Origin of the sequence: Acinetobacter calcoaceticus ANC 3811, from assembly GCF_000399665.1 — a bacterium.
In the GTDB taxonomy this organism is placed as follows: Bacteria; Pseudomonadota; Gammaproteobacteria; order Pseudomonadales; family Moraxellaceae; genus Acinetobacter; species Acinetobacter calcoaceticus_B.
On sequence record NZ_KB976986.1, the window covers coordinates 2,251,432 to 2,266,477 of the forward strand.

Genomic DNA, 15,046 nt, shown 5'->3' on the forward strand with positions numbered 1-15,046 from the left:
GTTAGATATGTCAAAGCACCGTCAAAAAATTATTTAATCTCATCCATAGAGCGTAAGTTTTTAACGGCAATACGCTGCGCATTCTTACGGTCACGTTCTGGCATCATCTTTGGCTTATACACTGGCTGAAGATCATCACCGATCACGGCAGAAAGCGGGCGTCGCTCTAATTGAATCTGGTCTTGTAAAAGCATTAAAGCTTGAATTAATGCTTCAGGACGAGGTGGACAACCTGGGACGTACACGTCAACAGGAATAATTTTGTCTACACCTTGAACCACTGAATAGATGTCGTACATACCTCCAGAGTTTGCACAAGCACCCATCGAGATGACCCATTTAGGCTCTAACATCTGTTCATATAGACGCTGAATAACTGGTGCCATTTTTACGAAACAGGTCCCTGCAACAATCATCAAGTCAGCTTGACGAGGTGAAGCACGGATAACCTCTGCGCCGAAACGTGACAAGTCATGCACACCGGTTAAGGTCGTTGCATACTCAACGTAACAACATGAGGTACCAAAGTTAAATGGCCACAAGGAGTTTTTACGCCCCCAGTTTACTGCTGTATGCAAGACATCCTCTAAACGAGTCATGAATACGTTTTTATTCACTTCCTCTTCTAGTGGATCTGTCACGATTTGACGTTCTTGCAATGGGTATTGGTCAGCATCCGGATTCGCGCGGGTCAGAGTATATTTCATCCCGACTTACTCCTTTTCAGATGACAATGCAGGTGTAGTTTTTGACTTAACACGACCTGATGATTGAGCTGGAATCTGGCCTGTAGGGTCAGTTACGAGCTCTTCAATAGAGTTAAAGCGTGTAATTTCAGCAATGTTCATTGTTGGTGAACCGATTTTAATCGTCTCACCTGCTGATTTACGGCGATCTGCTGGTGACCAACTTAAAGCACCTACAGAGAAGGCATAAACAAGCGCAATCAATAAATCAACGACAAAGATCACGACAGTGGTATATCCCAACCACCCTACTTCACGCACAGAAGTAGACCATGCATAGAGGTAAAGTGCCTCTAAGTCGAAGACAACAAAGAAAATTGCAACTAAATAGAACTTTGCAGACAGGCGAATGCGAGCGCCACCAGCACTCACGACACCCGATTCAAACTGCTCTTGCTTAGCACGCCCCCACGATTTCCCCCCGAGGAGTAAGGGAACTGTGAGCATAAAGACGCAAAGAAATGTAACGCCGATCACGAAGGCGATAATCGCCCAGTCGTATGGAGTAATGGCACTCATGCGGGGATAACTCCTGGCAGGCCTATTATTTAACAAAGAATGTATGTATTGGCCTTCAAATACACCAAACACAAAATTAATCCCGCCAATTGTACCTGATTTCTAATTTCGCATGCTAGTTGAAGCGTCTTAGTCTTTCGGATGATTTTCTTGGTAAAACTATTCTTCTATGGGTTGTAAGGGGGGTTTCACCGCACATAATCGGTTTATTTAATAGTTTTTTTGTTTATGATGATTTTTTTCATTTTTTAATTTTAGAATAATTACACAGTTCATCCATCATTAAGTTTTAATAACTTACTTTTTTATAATATTAGTTTGTTTTTTATTGTATTCAGCTTCTCCTCTGAATTATGATGAATGTTTAGTCATGCATAATATTTTATTACTCTTGGATAAGAGTGTTTATCATTAAGGGCAGCTGATGCCATACTCACTTCGTGAATTTTCATTTTCCTCTTCTTTAAAATTTTTTCTCCTGTTTGGCTTCATTATTACGGTATGTTGTTTTATTGGCATCGCATCGCGTCCTTTAAGTTTTCTCGCGTTCTTTTGGCCTGCCAATTCTGTTTTGCTCGGGTTACTCATTCGCTTTCCAAGCACACGTCGGCTCAGTGCATTTTTAGGTGCCTATATAGGATATGTGATTGCCGATCTAATTCAGGGTACTCCATTTGTTCTCACACTCGTTTTAACAACATCAAATTTTATTTATGTTGTGACCACCCTCGCACTCTATACTTTTTTCAACCAAAATATTAAAGCAGCCTACAGAGGTTATTCTTACCTTTTTTTATTTGCTTTATGCGGAGTAGGAAGCGTAGCAGGCGCATTGTTTGCAGCAACTTTTGTGCCCATGTTTAATACCAAATTTATGCTTGGTAATTTATGGGATGAATTCGGTTACTGGTTCACTTCAGAACTGCAAAATGCTTTACTTCTTTTGCCAATCATATTGAACCTACCTCAATACAGTCAGGTAAAACATTACTTTTCGAGAAATCGTGGCTTACAAGCGATTGACCTTTTACCCTTTATAGCTGTCATCATTTCTATTGCCGCCAGCTATTATGACTCAGGTCCTGGTTCGTTACTCTACCCAATTGCTGCACTCATCTGGTGTGCCATTCGCTACAAACCGATTATTGTTGCACTCATTACGACCTTTACCAGTGCCTATATTATCTATCATGTCTCTGGACATTACCTTTTGCTTTATCCAAACGAATATTTAAGCAACACCATGTCAATTCGTATTGGCTTAATCATGATGACGATTGCACCTCTTACCGTCTCTAGCATTAGTGTTTTACATTCAGAATTAATTCAAAAGCTTCAACACGCCATTGCACATGATGAGCTCACCTCAAGTCTCACTCGACGCCAATTTTTGCAATCGGTCAGACTACTTCAAGAAAAAGTACACAAGGAAAATAAAACTTCCGCCTTTTTCATGCTGGATGTGGACCACTTCAAACAAGTTAATGACAACTACGGCCATCAAATAGGTGACCGTGCTCTACAAACCTGTGTCACCACCATCCAAAACATTTTGCACCCTCATGATTTGTTGGGAAGATTTGGCGGTGAAGAATTTGCAATTTTCATTGCAGATACAACTAAAGAAAGTGCCTTTGACCTTGCAGAGCAAATACGAATTAAAATTAGTCAGCAACCGATTTATATTTATGGAAAATTACCAATTTTCATACAAGTCAGTATTGGTATAAGTTTATATTCCCCTTCATCCCATAGAGCGATTGAAAATTTATTTAAAGAAGCAGATGACGCTTTATATCAAGCAAAACGCCAAGGGCGTAATCGGGTCTTTATATCTTTATAGGTTTCCATTTAATCATCTAGTGTAATGAATTTTATACAATAACCTGTGTTTTGCCATGTATGCTAATAACAGATAATAAGGAGAAAAATGCATGACTCTAGAATATACGCACAAACCAAACTATTACTTGTTTGCGCAGTTACTTGTGCGACATATAGAAAGCTATATTCACAAACATCCAGATGCGAACAATGCAATTTTTGACTTGCGAGATGTCTATGAAATATTTAGACAGGATTTTGCGTCAACCACAACAAACCTAGAAGGTATTTTGCATATTGCGGATGAATATAAAATAGAAACGATTAATGGAGATCAACCTCTTATTCAAAAATACCAGATTGATGCAAAAAACAATTCATTACTGATCGACTTTAATTCCGATGCGTTGACTAGCTTAAGAAGCGGAAAACCTATTTTGGAACCAGATGCAACTCAATTATAAGTAATGTAATAAAAAAGCACCTTTATGAAGGTGCTTTTTTATTGGCTTTCAAAGGAGGTTGTTTAAAACGTTTTGCAGGCCATGTCATGATAAAGCGAGCTCCACCTAAGGTAGGACTCTCATCTACTTTAATTTCACCACCGAACCAGTAAGCAATACGACTTACAATAGACAACCCTAGGCCATATCCACCCGATGCACGCGTACGACTGTCATCTAAACGGGCAAAGGCTTCAAATACTCTTTGACGATCTTGTTCAGGAATTCCGGCACCATCATCTTCAACACAAACAAAGGCCATGCCATCGCTGTGAACACCACCTGTAATGCGAACTTTATTATCGCAATAACGAACAGCATTACCCACCAAGTTTTGAACAACACGGTGAAGATAACGACGCTCTGCATCTACTTTTAAATAAACAGGAGGTGCAACAAGTTCAATTTCTTTTTGCGTTTTTAAAGCTTCAGTTTCTACCGCAACCTGATCTAATACATCAAATAGCGCAATTTCAGCAAAATCTAATGAAGGTGTACCCTGCTCTAGTTTTGCATAAGTCATGATTTCATCAATTAAGGTATTGAGCGCTTCAATATCTTTATCAATCATGTCGACCTGATGCATACGATGGTTGTAATCGTCTTCCTCTGCCAACATCTCTGTACCAAAACGGATACGGGCAACCGGCGTTCTAAGCTCATGAGATACAGCTCTCATCAACTCGCGCTGAGCCTCAATTAAACGCTGAATATGATCAGACATATTGTTATAACTTGATGCCAAGTTTGCCATTTCGTCACTTCCCTCAATAGGAACACGCAATGACAAGTCACCTGACTTCATGCGGTTTAACGCATAACGAACTTGGCGAATTTTACGCTCTAACGGCAAGATAAGACCATAAACACCCAGACTCAGTAAGAATAGGCTAAATAAGGTAATTCCAGCAGAAAGCTGTAAAGGCATCCAGTTAAACATTGGAACCGGTCCAAGAACCAGAACTTGTGTCGGATGATTTGGAATTGGAGATACGATTGAAATGGTTGTGCCACGCATTGTTGCACTATCTTTGTACAACATGACACTTTGGTCTTGGCGTAAACGACCAATTTGCTCAGAGTCTAGATTAATATCTTGAATGTTGTGGATATTAATTGGATATGAGAAATGTTTTTGAATCTTAGCAAGATATTCTTGTTCTTGCCCCGGATAAAACATTAAATAATCAAGTACAAAAATAGGGAGAGCCTTCATTTGGCGCTCACTAATTTTGTCTACTTTTATTGATAAAAAGTGCTGAGGGTCATCACGCAAACCAATAATAATATACGCAATACTATTACTGGCATCGTAACGAACTACAGACTTTTGAGCTTCGATCCGTTTTTTCTCGGTACGAGATAACTCGACCTTGCTCGCATCAGTGTAATAAATTGGGAGTTCCAATAAATCTGATGCATCTGAAACCCAGTCTATTTTCTGCTGCTTCCCTGGTTGTCGAGCGACTCCCTCACTAATGACATAGGAAATACCATCAGTTAAAGATTCACGGTATTCTTGTGCCCGTTGATAATTGATAATTTGTACAAGCAAATAACCAAAAACGGCAACCAAAACAACAAGAATTACCAGTCCCGCATAGATTCGCAGGAATATGCTGTGTTTAAACACTCGACCAACCTTATAGGAAGTTTATTCAGACCTTATAACCCATTGGTTTCTTTAACGAACAAGTAACCTTTACTACGCACTGTTTTAATACGCTTTGGATTTTCAGGATCATCGCCAATTTTTGGACGAATACGTGAAATACGGACATCGATTGAACGGTCCTGACCATCGTATTCGATACCGCGTAAACGTTCGAAGATATCTTCACGCGATAAGATACGACCAGCATTTGATGCAAGCAACCATAATAGGTCATATTCTGCGCTAGTGAAATCAACAAGCTCACCATGCAACGTTACAGAACGGCCGCCATTATCAATCACTAAATCATCAAATTCGATACGCTGTGCAACTTCGTCTTCAACAGTTTTATCTGTACGACGTAATAACGCACGGATACGGGCTAATAGCACACGCGGTTGAACTGGTTTAGCGACATAGTCGTCCGCACCCATTTCAAGACCAAGTACCTGATCCATATCTTCTGTACGTGCAGTCAACATCAAAATCGGTTGGTGATAATGTGGACGAACTTCACGGCAAACGGTTAAGCCATCGGCACCCGGCAACATGACATCCAAAACCACGAGGTCTGGTTGTTCACTAATAATACGACGAATTGCACGGTTACCATCAGTTTCTACACCAACTTCCAAGCCGTTGCGGATTAAATACTCTTGAGTTAATCGTGCTAAACGCTCGTCGTCTTCAACGATCAGAATCTTTGGTAACTTTTCTTCTTGGCTCATATCATTGCCCCTATAAATCTCATTACATGCATCTTAAAAATCTTGCAGATACATTCGTTTATCATTTGCAATATACACACGTTTACATTGTAAACAAGTAGGCGTTCACCAAACTGATACATGACAACCGTGTTTTGTTGCATTTTATTAGCCTTTGAATTTTCTCGTGTTTTTAACATTTAGTTATTGTTATTAAATTTCATATTCTATTCATATTTCCAATGTATGAATATTAAACAAATTATTTCTCTACCTACATTAATTGTATTTAAGTGCTTGTTTTTTGAGTTATCCACAAACTTATCTATAAGCGTTTTTTCATAGCTTTGCTATGCTATCTCCCATCAAATCATACAGATAAAAAATTACTAAAAAGTCAAGATTGATCTGCTATGAAAAATCCCGTATCTTGTGTTCAAAATAAACTTTAACTACTAAGTCTTGTGTTTATCCCTCAAACATCGTGGCATACTTTTTGCTCGGTTCAAACGGTCTATAAACATAACAAAAGTGACAATGGAGCTATGCTGGCATGAGCGTAATTACTTCGACTCCCGGTCAAATTCAAGTGATCAAACGCACTGGAGATGTTGCTGCATTTGATGCAGAGAAAATTTCTGTTGCGATTGGTAAAGCTTTTCTTGCTGTGGAAGGTCAACAGAGTTCGGATTCAAGCCGTATTCACGACCGTATTACCCAACTGACGGAAATGGTATTAAATACTTTCACTCGCCGTTTACCATCGGGCGGTACGATCCATATTGAAGAAATTCAAGATCAGGTTGAACTTGCTTTAATGCGTACCGGAGAACAGAAAGTTGCCCGTGCTTACGTGATTTACCGTGAACAACGTACGACTGCTCGTCAGCAAACGAACTCAAACCACCATCCTACGTTACAAGTGACCGATGCAAACGGTCAGCTTCAGCCACTTGATTTAAGTGCATTGCAAACAACGATTGCTAAAGCAGCTGAAGGTTTGGAAGGTATTGATGTTCAGGCTATTGTCGATGAAACCGTTAAGAACTTATATAACGGCGTAAAAGAGAGTGATATTGCCACTACGATGATGATGGCAACACGTACTCGTATTGAACAAGAACCAAACTATACTTACGTGACTGCACGTTTGCTTTCTAGTGAATTAGTGAGCACAGGTTTAGCGTTCTTAGGCTTACCTACAGATACTCCTGAAAACACTGCACTCGAAGCCTTCTTGAAAAAAGGTGTAGAGCTTGATTTGCTTTCGCCAGACTTGCTTGATTTCGATTTAGAGAAACTTGCAGCAGCAATTCAGCCAGAACGCTCTAATCAGTTTACCTACTTAGGTTTACAGACTTTATTTGACCGTTACTTCATTCACTCAAATGGCGTTCGCTTCGAATTACCGCAATTGTTCTTTATGCGTGTGTCGATGGGTCTTACGTTAAACGAGCAAAATAAAGAAGAACGTGCAATCGAGTTCTATAACTTATTGTCTAGCTTCGACTACATGGCGTCTACGCCTACCCTGTTTAACTCAGGTACATTACGTCCACAGCTTTCTAGTTGTTACTTAACAACCATTGGCGATGACCTCTATGACATTTATGGCGCAATGCGTGACAACGCAATGCTTTCTAAATGGGCTGGCGGTTTAGGTAATGACTGGACACCTGTTCGCGCATTGAACTCTTACATTAAGGGTACAAACGGTAAGTCTCAGGGTGTTGTTCCATTCTTGAAAGTTGCGAACGATACAGCTGTTGCAGTAAACCAAGGTGGTAAGCGTAAAGGTGCCGTGTGTGCATACTTAGAAACTTGGCACTTAGACATCGAAGAGTTTTTAGAACTTCGTAAAAACACTGGTGATGACCGTCGCCGTACACACGACATGAACACTGCGAACTGGGTTCCAGATTTGTTTATGCAACGTGTATTTGAAGATGGTGAATGGACATTATTTACTCCTTCTGAAACTCCAGACTTGCACGACTTAACAGGTGCTGAATTTGCTGAGCGTTATGCTTACTATGAGTCTGTAGCGAAAGAAACCAACATGCTACATAAGAAAATACGTGCTAAAGACTTATGGCGCAAAATGCTTTCTATGTTGTTTGAAACTGGTCACCCGTGGATTACATTCAAAGATGTATGTAACTTACGTTCGCCACAACAACATGTTGGTGTAGTTCACTCATCTAACTTATGTACTGAAATTACCTTGAATACAAATCAAGACGAAATTGCAGTATGTAACTTGGGTTCGATCAACCTTGTACAACACGTTCAAGGTGGTGTGTTAGACCGTGAGAAGTTAGCTCGCACAATTAAAACAGCAGTACGTATGCTCGATAACGTTATCGACATTAACTACTACGCTGTGCCACAAGCGAAAAACTCGAACTTGAAACACCGCCCAGTGGGTATGGGTATCATGGGCTTCCAAGATGCTCTATATGAAATGAACATCGCTTACGGTTCAGATGCTGCTATTGATTTTGCTGATGAATCAATGGAAGTAATTAGCTACTACGCGATTGAAACTTCAAGCAACTTGGCTGTTGAACGTGGTGCTTACTCAACATTCAAAGGTTCATTGTGGGATCAAGGTATCCTTCCAATCGACTCTTTAGAAATTGTTGCGAAATCTCGTCCAGAGCGCATGTTCGAAGTTGACCGTACTCAACGTTTAGACTGGGACACTTTACGTGCCAAAGTTCAAAAAGACGGTATGCGTAACTCAAACGTGATGGCGATTGCCCCTACAGCAACCATCTCTAACATTTGTGGTGTTTCTCAATCGATTGAACCAACATTCCAGAACTTATATGTGAAATCTAACTTGTCTGGTGAGTTCACTGTAATTAACCCTTACCTCGTTCGCGCATTAAAAGATCGCGGTCTTTGGGACACAGTGATGGTTAATGACTTGAAACACTTTGAAGGTTCAGTACAAAAAATTGCTCGTATTCCTGAAGAATTAAAAGCAACATTTGCTACTGCGTTTGAAGTAGATACACGTTGGATCGTTGATGCTGCTTCACGCCGTCAAAAATGGATTGATCAAGCTCAGTCGCTTAACCTTTACATTGCTGGTGCAAATGGTAAGAAACTTGACATCACTTACAAGATGGCATGGTTACGTGGTCTTAAGACGACTTATTACCTCCGAGCTTTAGGCGCAACTTCTGCTGAAAAATCGACAATCAACACAGGTGCTTTAAACGCAGTTAAACCTGCGACTGTTGAAGCGGCGGCAGTTGCTGCCCCTGTTGTAGAAGCGAAGAAACCAGAAGCTGTTGAAGAAGATGGTTTTACCCAAGCAGCTCCAGTTCCAATGGCTTGTTCAATCGATAACCCAGATTGTGAAGCTTGCCAATAACATTCAATAAAATTGCTCTTTTTCACTAAAGAGCAATTTTAAAAGAGGTAAAGATTATGCTTTCTCATCTCAGCCATAACTATATGCTTGGTGTTGGAGTTTTAATCTTTGCCTTTCTTTTCTTTTATATACCACTGATTTACGCATTTTTCACAATACGTAAGCAACAGCGTAAGCAAAATAAGTTGTAGTGAGTAGAGACCAGAGGCACAAAATTTGGTCATGCATCAATAAAACTTAATTTTGTTTACACATTAAAAGCGTATAGTAGGGACATCTTCGTTTAAGAGATGTCAAATATAGATATACACAACGAAGAGAGAACAAAAATGTCTATCCTTAGTTGGGACGATTTTGAAGATGATTCGCAAAAACCGGCTGCACCTGAACACAAGTCTGCGCCCATCCAACCGGAAAAAACGTCTGCTTCGCAGAATGTATCTGCTGCGCAGTCATCATCGCAGAGCATGGCAGCTCCACAATCCGCTGGAACCCATTCCGTGCGACCAACAGTTGCCTCCGATACGGTGGCTAGAGCCTCTGCAGCCTTAGAACATTTAGATGTTGCCCCTGGCCTTGAAGAGCTAGAAATGGGCGCGCAACGTGTTCAAGTTGACGACAAAGCAATGATTAACTGTCGTGCAGACTTGAACCAGCTTGTTCCATTTAAATACGAATGGGCTTGGCAGAAGTATCTTGACGGGTGTGCAAACCACTGGATGCCGCAAGAAGTAAACATGAACCTCGATATCGCGCTTTGGAAGTCTGAAAACGGCTTAACTGAAGATGAGCGTACGATTGTTATGCGTTCTTTAGGTTTCTTCTCTACTGCGGACTCTTTGGTTGCAAACAACCTAGTATTGGCAATTTACCGCCACATTACGAACCCTGAATGTCGTCAGTACATTTTGCGTCAAGCATTTGAAGAAGCGATTCACACTCACGCTTACCAATACTGTATCGAATCTTTAGGTATGGATGAAGGCGAAGTCTTCAACATGTACCGTGAAGTTCCATCTGTTGCACGTAAAGCAGCGTGGGGATTGAAATATACTCAATCTTTAACTGACCCTAATTTCCACACAGGCACACCTGAAAACGACCAGCGTTTACTTCGTAACCTGATTGCATTCTACTGTGTTCTTGAAGGGATCTTCTTCTATTGTGGCTTTACTCAAATTTTGAGTATGGGTCGTCGTAACAAGATGAACGGTGTTGCTGAGCAATTCCAATACATCTTGCGTGATGAGTCTATGCACTTGAACTTTGGTATCGACATGATTAACCAAATCAAGATTGAGAACCCTCACCTTTGGAGCGCAGAGTTCCAACAAGAAGTGGTTCAAATGATTGTTGAAGGCACAATGCTTGAAATCGAATATGCGCGTGACACAATGCCACGTGGTGTATTGGGTATGAACGCAAGCATGATGGAAGAATATTTGAAATTCATCTGTAACCGCCGTTTATCTCAGTTAGGTTTACCAGAGCAATTTGCTGGTGTGACGAATCCATTTGCGTGGATGTCTGAAATGATGGACTTACGTAAAGAGAAGAACTTCTTTGAAACTCGCGTAACTGACTACCAAACTGGTGGTGCGTTAAGCTGGTAAGTTTAAGCATCTGCTAAATAAAAAACCGCTATCTATAGCGGTTTTTTATTACTCAAAATTTCAGAATTTCTTAAATATAATCAATCTTTTCCTGAGTACAAAACTGAGCCAACTAAAACCGCTTGGCCTGCAATACTGACATGTAATGTTGAATCTATTTTCTCAACTGTCACTAAAACTCGCCCCGGTCTTTGTATGGCGAGACCTTGATATCCCCAATAACTTATCTTCTGGTCACATTCGATTAAATCGTGATGAACAAGGTAGGCCCCCGCTGGACCATTTGCATTACCAGTTACAGGATCTTCATTAATACCGATTGCAGGTGCGAACATTCGGCCATAGGTAATAGGTTCTTGCTTACTACCTTCCAAGACAAATGGGAAAAACCCATTGCAACCTATTTCAGCACTGATAGCTTTCAATTTTTCATTGTTCGGCGTTAATCCATCAAGCTTACTTCTACTCAGCATTGGCACCATCACCTTGGAATGCCCCGTCGTGACAACTTGTATTGGTAAGTCAGCAAAATCACTCTCGCTCACACCCAGTGCGCTTGCAACTTCACTCCGTTGATTCGCATTAAAAGGTGGTAAAAACTCTACGCGACCTTGAGTCATTTTCACCAATAACGCTTCTGGACTTCCAAATATTGAAACGGGTAAATGACCAGCCCCCGTTTTTGCGATTAATGGATAGTCTGATTGATGGCCTGTAGTTGCACGTAAAAAATGAGTAGCGATTGTCGCATGTCCACAGATCGGGACTTCATTTGTTGGCGTAAAATATCGAACATGTATGTCATGGCTTTGATCTTTAGGTAACAAAACAAAGGCAGTTTCTGAATACCCTGCGAATGCAGCAATATCTTGCATCTCTTGAGTTGTAAGATGGTCAGCATCTAGAACAACCCCTGCTCGATTTCCTGTATTTGGTTTGGTGGTAAATGCATCAACCACATAAATGGTCGTCATGGCAGAACTCCTCTGTTGTTAATATTGTGATCTCAGAAATAGCTCCTGCCATAACCAGAAAATCTTATTTAATTGCAGCAATGCATGTCGTAGCTCTAAAAAGTTTATAGTCGCCTCATATAATGATTTTTTGAGTCCTTGTAGTGCTTGTTTGAATTGTATAAATCTAGACAGCAGGGATACTATAGTTTTTATTGCAAACGCATTTTCTAAATATGGAAAGGTATGAACTGGGACGATACTAAAATTTTGTTAGCTATTGGGCGAACTGGCGGATTGAGCCGCAGTGCAAAATTGCTTGGTATTAGTGTTTCTACCGTACATCGTAGAGCCGTTGAACTTGAGAAAAGTCTCAATGCGATTCTTTTTTCCCGAGACAGTGATGGCTATACACTCACCCACGTTGGAAAACATTTTTTTTCTTTGGCTGAAAAAGCAGAAGAGCATTTAATAGCGATGGAACGTTACAACGATCAAGGGCAACAATCATTGTTCCGCATTGCTTTACCTGAGTTAATCGGGCAACAGTTGCTTCAATCAAAGCTAACAGCATTGCAATTGAAGCATCCAGATTTACAATTAGAAATCTCAACGAGTGTCGTTCCTGTTGATTTTTCCCGACGGGAAGCTGACATTATTCTTCGACTTGTTCGTCCAGAAAGTGGGCGTTACATTATTCGACGCCTTGGCCAACTGGAGTATGGGCTTTATTGTAGTAAGGATTATCTCTCCAGTTTCACAGAACATGCTGAAACTGATGATTTATTGAATCATCGTATAATCGGTTGGGATAGAAGCCTTCAATATACTTTTTTAGCACAATGGATGCGTGAACTCACCCGAGATGTAGCCCCTGCTTTGTCTTTTGATAACATGCACTCGCAACTAAGAGCAGTCATTGAAGGACAAGGAATTACAGCCCTACCTTGTTTTGTTGCAAAAGCTTCAGGTTTAGTGCAAATACTACCTGAGCAAACTTTAAAACAAGATGTGTGGTTAATGCGTCATTTAGATACGAAGGATAGTGACTATTCAACGTTGATTAGTGAGACGATTGAAAAAGAACTACAAGAATATCTGTTGTAATAAAAAATTAGCTTTTATTCTGATATTTAAAAGCCTTTAAAAGTAATATTAAAACAACCACCACTAGCCAGATTAAAATTAAATACCTCATCAATAAGGTGGGGAACATAACCCAAATCCACCAAGAAGCAATTTTTTCTTCACTAGTTGAAAAATTAATTACACTCCCTTTTTCATCTTCAAAGAGAACACTGCTAGCCACAATTTTATTACCATCAAGAAATATTGAAGGATAAGGGAAAAAACTTCCTTCTAATTTAAGCAATTTTCTAGGTCTATATAATTCACAGAATGAACCATTTTCATTTTTAAAATATGCACAATTAATTAAAAATTTTTTATTTCCCCTTTTTATTATCAGTGATGTCATACGCCCATGTTTAATTTTAAATTCAGGCTCATAAACAACAAAACCCTCTTTTTTAGGAGTAAAAACTATACTTGGGTTAAGAGCACAAAGTAGTACGATCAGACAAAAACTTAAGGTAAGGACAATAACAAAATTTTTATAAACATACGAATATAATGAAAAAAATGGATCAACCACTTCCCTAGAGATCCACGTTTTAAGTTTATAAATCACATCTACCCCCACTATAAAACAATAGTAAAAAAGCCAGAGGCCAATAAAACACCAATGCTAAAATTACCAATGAAATCAATAAAATTTACAACATATATATTTTTTAGCTTTGTATAGTTTTTCACTTGTCTCACTAAAAAAAATAACAAAAAGAATAAAAAATAGAGTACAGAACTGTTAACTGAGTATAGGTCATTAAAATAATTTACTCCTTTACTTCGTTTAGCAAGTAGATAAAACATAAAAATAGAGTACCCCGTCAAACCTAAGAAAATTGAAGTAAATGCACTTACCTCTGCTTTACTCATAATTTCATCTTTCATAAATTCCCCAATAAAAAAATAATTATTTAGTAAAATAAAAAATGTGATTTTATAGCAAAATCAATAATCTTTAATACAAATCCAAATAACCAAACACAGCTTTTTCAACTCGCTGCTGTAAATGACTTAAATCACTTTCCCCTGCTATGCCTGCCGCGTTAATCATTCCTTTGCTTAAAGCAATTACATCTTGTGCGGCTAACTGTGCATGTGAAATGCCAGAACGTATAAACAGATCAGAAATTATGGTTTCAAGTTCGTATTGATGCTCATTTTCCTCAATGTCTTTTCCAATGATTTCAGAAGCAAATTCTAGAGTTCGTGCCAACTGTGGTCGACTCAATTGATGTTGCACAGCGGCTTGTATGACGAGTTTTAATTTTTCTTTTAAGTCTGCAGCATCGTGTTGCTGTATGGCTTCAACAATACAATTTGAAAGCTCAGCCCGCTCACGTCGAATTAACTCGACGATTAAAGCATCTTTAGAAGGAAAGTACTGATATAGGCTACCAATGCTTACGCCAGCAAGTTCAGCCACGGCATTTGTGTTAAATCCAGCAAAGCCTAAAGACTCTAAAATGCGAGCAGCCGCCTCTAAAATAGCTTCAAAGGTAGCCACTGAGCGTGCTTGACGTGGGCGTTTACGTGGGTCTGGAAGTGTTTCTGACATGAGCCGAAATGCGAGTATGTAATGTGAGTAATCACTCATATACTGACTGAGTCATGTTGATATGACAAGCAAATGCTGTCTTTTCAGTTGAACTACAACTCGGCTCAGTTATGGAGTGATTATGTCTAGAACCTATACTTTTTTTATTCATTTAAGAGCATTACCTGCTTGGTTGGCTTTAGCTCGTGAAAAGCGTGCTGAGTTTAGTGTACAAAAGCTTGAAGCTATTTTTGAGAAGTACCCGACTGTAAAAGTTCGCTGGTATGACGTTGAAGCATTTAGCACTAAAGCCAGTGATATTGCTGTGTTTGAGACAACATCTCTGCAAGATTATTATTTTGTGATTGATGCGATTCGAGACTCTGAATTTTGTACAGTACCCTACTTTGAGTTTGTAGAAATTATTCCTGCCATTGAAGATGGATATGTGGAGTATGAAAGTTCTTTATAGAGGTTGTC

General features: G+C 39.6%; 16 protein-coding genes. 7 read left to right on the forward strand and 9 right to left on the reverse strand.

The annotated features are described in order from the left end of the window. Positions 1-29: 29 nt before the first annotated feature. Positions 30-707 (reverse strand): NuoB/complex I 20 kDa subunit family protein, encoded by a 678-nt coding sequence (locus F935_RS11805; protein ID WP_002050353.1) that lies wholly within the window; start codon positions 705-707, stop codon positions 30-32. Positions 708-713: 6 nt separating this feature from the next. Beyond that, positions 714-1,265, reverse strand: coding sequence for an NADH-quinone oxidoreductase subunit A (ndhC, locus tag F935_RS11810; RefSeq protein WP_016139138.1), 552 nt, complete (start codon positions 1,263-1,265; stop codon positions 714-716). 424 nt (positions 1,266-1,689) lie between these two features. Between ndhC and F935_RS11815 the strand changes: the two genes are divergently transcribed. Then, entirely contained in the window at positions 1,690-3,108 is a 1,419-nt protein-coding gene (locus tag F935_RS11815) for a GGDEF domain-containing protein (RefSeq protein ID WP_016139139.1), read from the forward strand. Between the two features lie 91 nt (positions 3,109-3,199). Continuing rightward, the gene (locus tag F935_RS11820; protein WP_016139140.1) at positions 3,200-3,553 is read left to right on the forward strand and encodes a hypothetical protein; all 354 of its coding nucleotides are present in this window, start codon (positions 3,200-3,202) and stop codon (positions 3,551-3,553) included. Positions 3,554-3,575: 22 nt separating this feature from the next. Here the strand turns inward: F935_RS11820 and bfmS are convergent, their stop codons facing one another. The 3 genes from bfmS to F935_RS11835 are packed head-to-tail and all read right to left on the reverse strand — an operon-like array spanning position 3,576 to position 6,153. Further along, positions 3,576-5,225, reverse strand: a complete 1,650-nt coding sequence (gene bfmS / locus F935_RS11825; protein WP_016139141.1) for a sensor histidine kinase BfmS — start codon at positions 5,223-5,225, stop codon at positions 3,576-3,578. Between the two features lie 32 nt (positions 5,226-5,257). Beyond that, entirely contained in the window at positions 5,258-5,974 is a 717-nt protein-coding gene (gene bfmR, locus F935_RS11830; protein WP_003653488.1) for a response regulator transcription factor BfmR, read from the reverse strand. Beyond that, positions 5,971-6,153 (reverse strand): hypothetical protein, encoded by a 183-nt coding sequence (locus tag F935_RS11835; protein ID WP_035366252.1) that lies wholly within the window; start codon positions 6,151-6,153, stop codon positions 5,971-5,973. The genes bfmR and F935_RS11835 overlap by 4 nt, the downstream gene beginning before the upstream one ends. A 353-nt stretch (positions 6,154-6,506) precedes the next feature. On the opposite strand from F935_RS11835, the gene F935_RS11840 reads away from it, so the two are divergent. From F935_RS11840 to F935_RS11845, 3 genes are all read left to right on the forward strand, one after another. Continuing rightward, entirely contained in the window at positions 6,507-9,338 is a 2,832-nt protein-coding gene (locus tag F935_RS11840) for a ribonucleoside-diphosphate reductase subunit alpha (protein WP_016139142.1), read from the forward strand. A 56-nt stretch (positions 9,339-9,394) separates the two neighbouring features. After that, positions 9,395-9,529 carry a hypothetical protein gene (locus tag F935_RS18520; RefSeq protein ID WP_016139143.1) on the forward strand — a complete coding sequence of 45 codons (135 nt, stop codon included), beginning with the start codon at positions 9,395-9,397 and terminating at the stop codon, positions 9,527-9,529. Positions 9,530-9,667: 138 nt separating this feature from the next. Further along, complete coding sequence (locus tag F935_RS11845; protein WP_016139144.1) at positions 9,668-10,951, forward strand: ribonucleotide-diphosphate reductase subunit beta; 1,284 nt, start codon at positions 9,668-9,670, stop codon at positions 10,949-10,951. A gap of 80 nt (positions 10,952-11,031) precedes the next feature. Here F935_RS11845 and F935_RS11850 read toward each other — a convergent pair whose 3' ends face one another. Then, positions 11,032-11,925 carry a PhzF family isomerase gene (locus F935_RS11850; protein WP_016139145.1) on the reverse strand — a complete coding sequence of 298 codons (894 nt, stop codon included), beginning with the start codon at positions 11,923-11,925 and terminating at the stop codon, positions 11,032-11,034. A gap of 225 nt (positions 11,926-12,150) precedes the next feature. On the opposite strand from F935_RS11850, the gene F935_RS11855 reads away from it, so the two are divergent. Continuing rightward, the gene (locus F935_RS11855; RefSeq protein ID WP_016139146.1) at positions 12,151-13,011 is read left to right on the forward strand and encodes a LysR family transcriptional regulator; all 861 of its coding nucleotides are present in this window, start codon (positions 12,151-12,153) and stop codon (positions 13,009-13,011) included. Positions 13,012-13,018: 7 nt separating this feature from the next. Here the strand turns inward: F935_RS11855 and F935_RS11860 are convergent, their stop codons facing one another. The 3 genes from F935_RS11860 to F935_RS11870 all read right to left on the reverse strand — a co-directional run bounded on the left by F935_RS11860 (position 13,019) and on the right by F935_RS11870 (position 14,587). Continuing rightward, positions 13,019-13,594, reverse strand: coding sequence for a hypothetical protein (locus tag F935_RS11860; RefSeq protein WP_035366524.1), 576 nt, complete (start codon positions 13,592-13,594; stop codon positions 13,019-13,021). Between the two features lie 11 nt (positions 13,595-13,605). Continuing rightward, positions 13,606-13,917: a hypothetical protein gene (locus tag F935_RS11865; RefSeq protein WP_016139148.1), complete on the reverse strand. Its 312-nt coding sequence runs from the start codon at positions 13,915-13,917 to the stop codon at positions 13,606-13,608. Between the two features lie 70 nt (positions 13,918-13,987). Next, positions 13,988-14,587 (reverse strand): TetR/AcrR family transcriptional regulator, encoded by a 600-nt coding sequence (locus tag F935_RS11870; RefSeq protein ID WP_016139149.1) that lies wholly within the window; start codon positions 14,585-14,587, stop codon positions 13,988-13,990. A gap of 121 nt (positions 14,588-14,708) precedes the next feature. Between F935_RS11870 and F935_RS11875 the strand changes: the two genes are divergently transcribed. Further along, positions 14,709-15,038 (forward strand): darcynin family protein, encoded by a 330-nt coding sequence (locus tag F935_RS11875; RefSeq protein WP_016139150.1) that lies wholly within the window; start codon positions 14,709-14,711, stop codon positions 15,036-15,038. The last annotated feature ends 8 nt before the right edge of the window (positions 15,039-15,046 follow it).

Bases quoted from the DNA above. Each gene is read 5' to 3' on its own strand.
- F935_RS11845 (WP_016139144.1), top strand. From the start codon at position 9,668: ATGTCTATCCTTAGTTGGGACGATTTTGAAGATGATTCGCAAAAACCG.
- F935_RS11835 (WP_035366252.1), bottom strand. From the start codon at position 6,153: ATGTTAAAAACACGAGAAAATTCAAAGGCTAATAAAATGCAACAAAAC.
- F935_RS11840 (WP_016139142.1), top strand. From the start codon at position 6,507: ATGAGCGTAATTACTTCGACTCCCGGTCAAATTCAAGTGATCAAACGC.
- F935_RS11865 (WP_016139148.1), bottom strand. From the start codon at position 13,917: ATGAAAGATGAAATTATGAGTAAAGCAGAGGTAAGTGCATTTACTTCA.
- F935_RS11855 (WP_016139146.1), top strand. From the start codon at position 12,151: ATGAACTGGGACGATACTAAAATTTTGTTAGCTATTGGGCGAACTGGC.
- ndhC (WP_016139138.1), bottom strand. From the start codon at position 1,265: ATGAGTGCCATTACTCCATACGACTGGGCGATTATCGCCTTCGTGATC.
- F935_RS11820 (WP_016139140.1), top strand. From the start codon at position 3,200: ATGACTCTAGAATATACGCACAAACCAAACTATTACTTGTTTGCGCAG.
- F935_RS11815 (WP_016139139.1), top strand. From the start codon at position 1,690: ATGCCATACTCACTTCGTGAATTTTCATTTTCCTCTTCTTTAAAATTT.
- F935_RS11875 (WP_016139150.1), top strand. From the start codon at position 14,709: ATGTCTAGAACCTATACTTTTTTTATTCATTTAAGAGCATTACCTGCT.
- F935_RS11805 (WP_002050353.1), bottom strand. From the start codon at position 707: ATGAAATATACTCTGACCCGCGCGAATCCGGATGCTGACCAATACCCA.
- F935_RS11850 (WP_016139145.1), bottom strand. From the start codon at position 11,925: ATGACGACCATTTATGTGGTTGATGCATTTACCACCAAACCAAATACA.
- F935_RS18520 (WP_016139143.1), top strand. From the start codon at position 9,395: ATGCTTTCTCATCTCAGCCATAACTATATGCTTGGTGTTGGAGTTTTA.
- F935_RS11870 (WP_016139149.1), bottom strand. From the start codon at position 14,587: ATGTCAGAAACACTTCCAGACCCACGTAAACGCCCACGTCAAGCACGC.
- bfmR (WP_003653488.1), bottom strand. From the start codon at position 5,974: ATGAGCCAAGAAGAAAAGTTACCAAAGATTCTGATCGTTGAAGACGAC.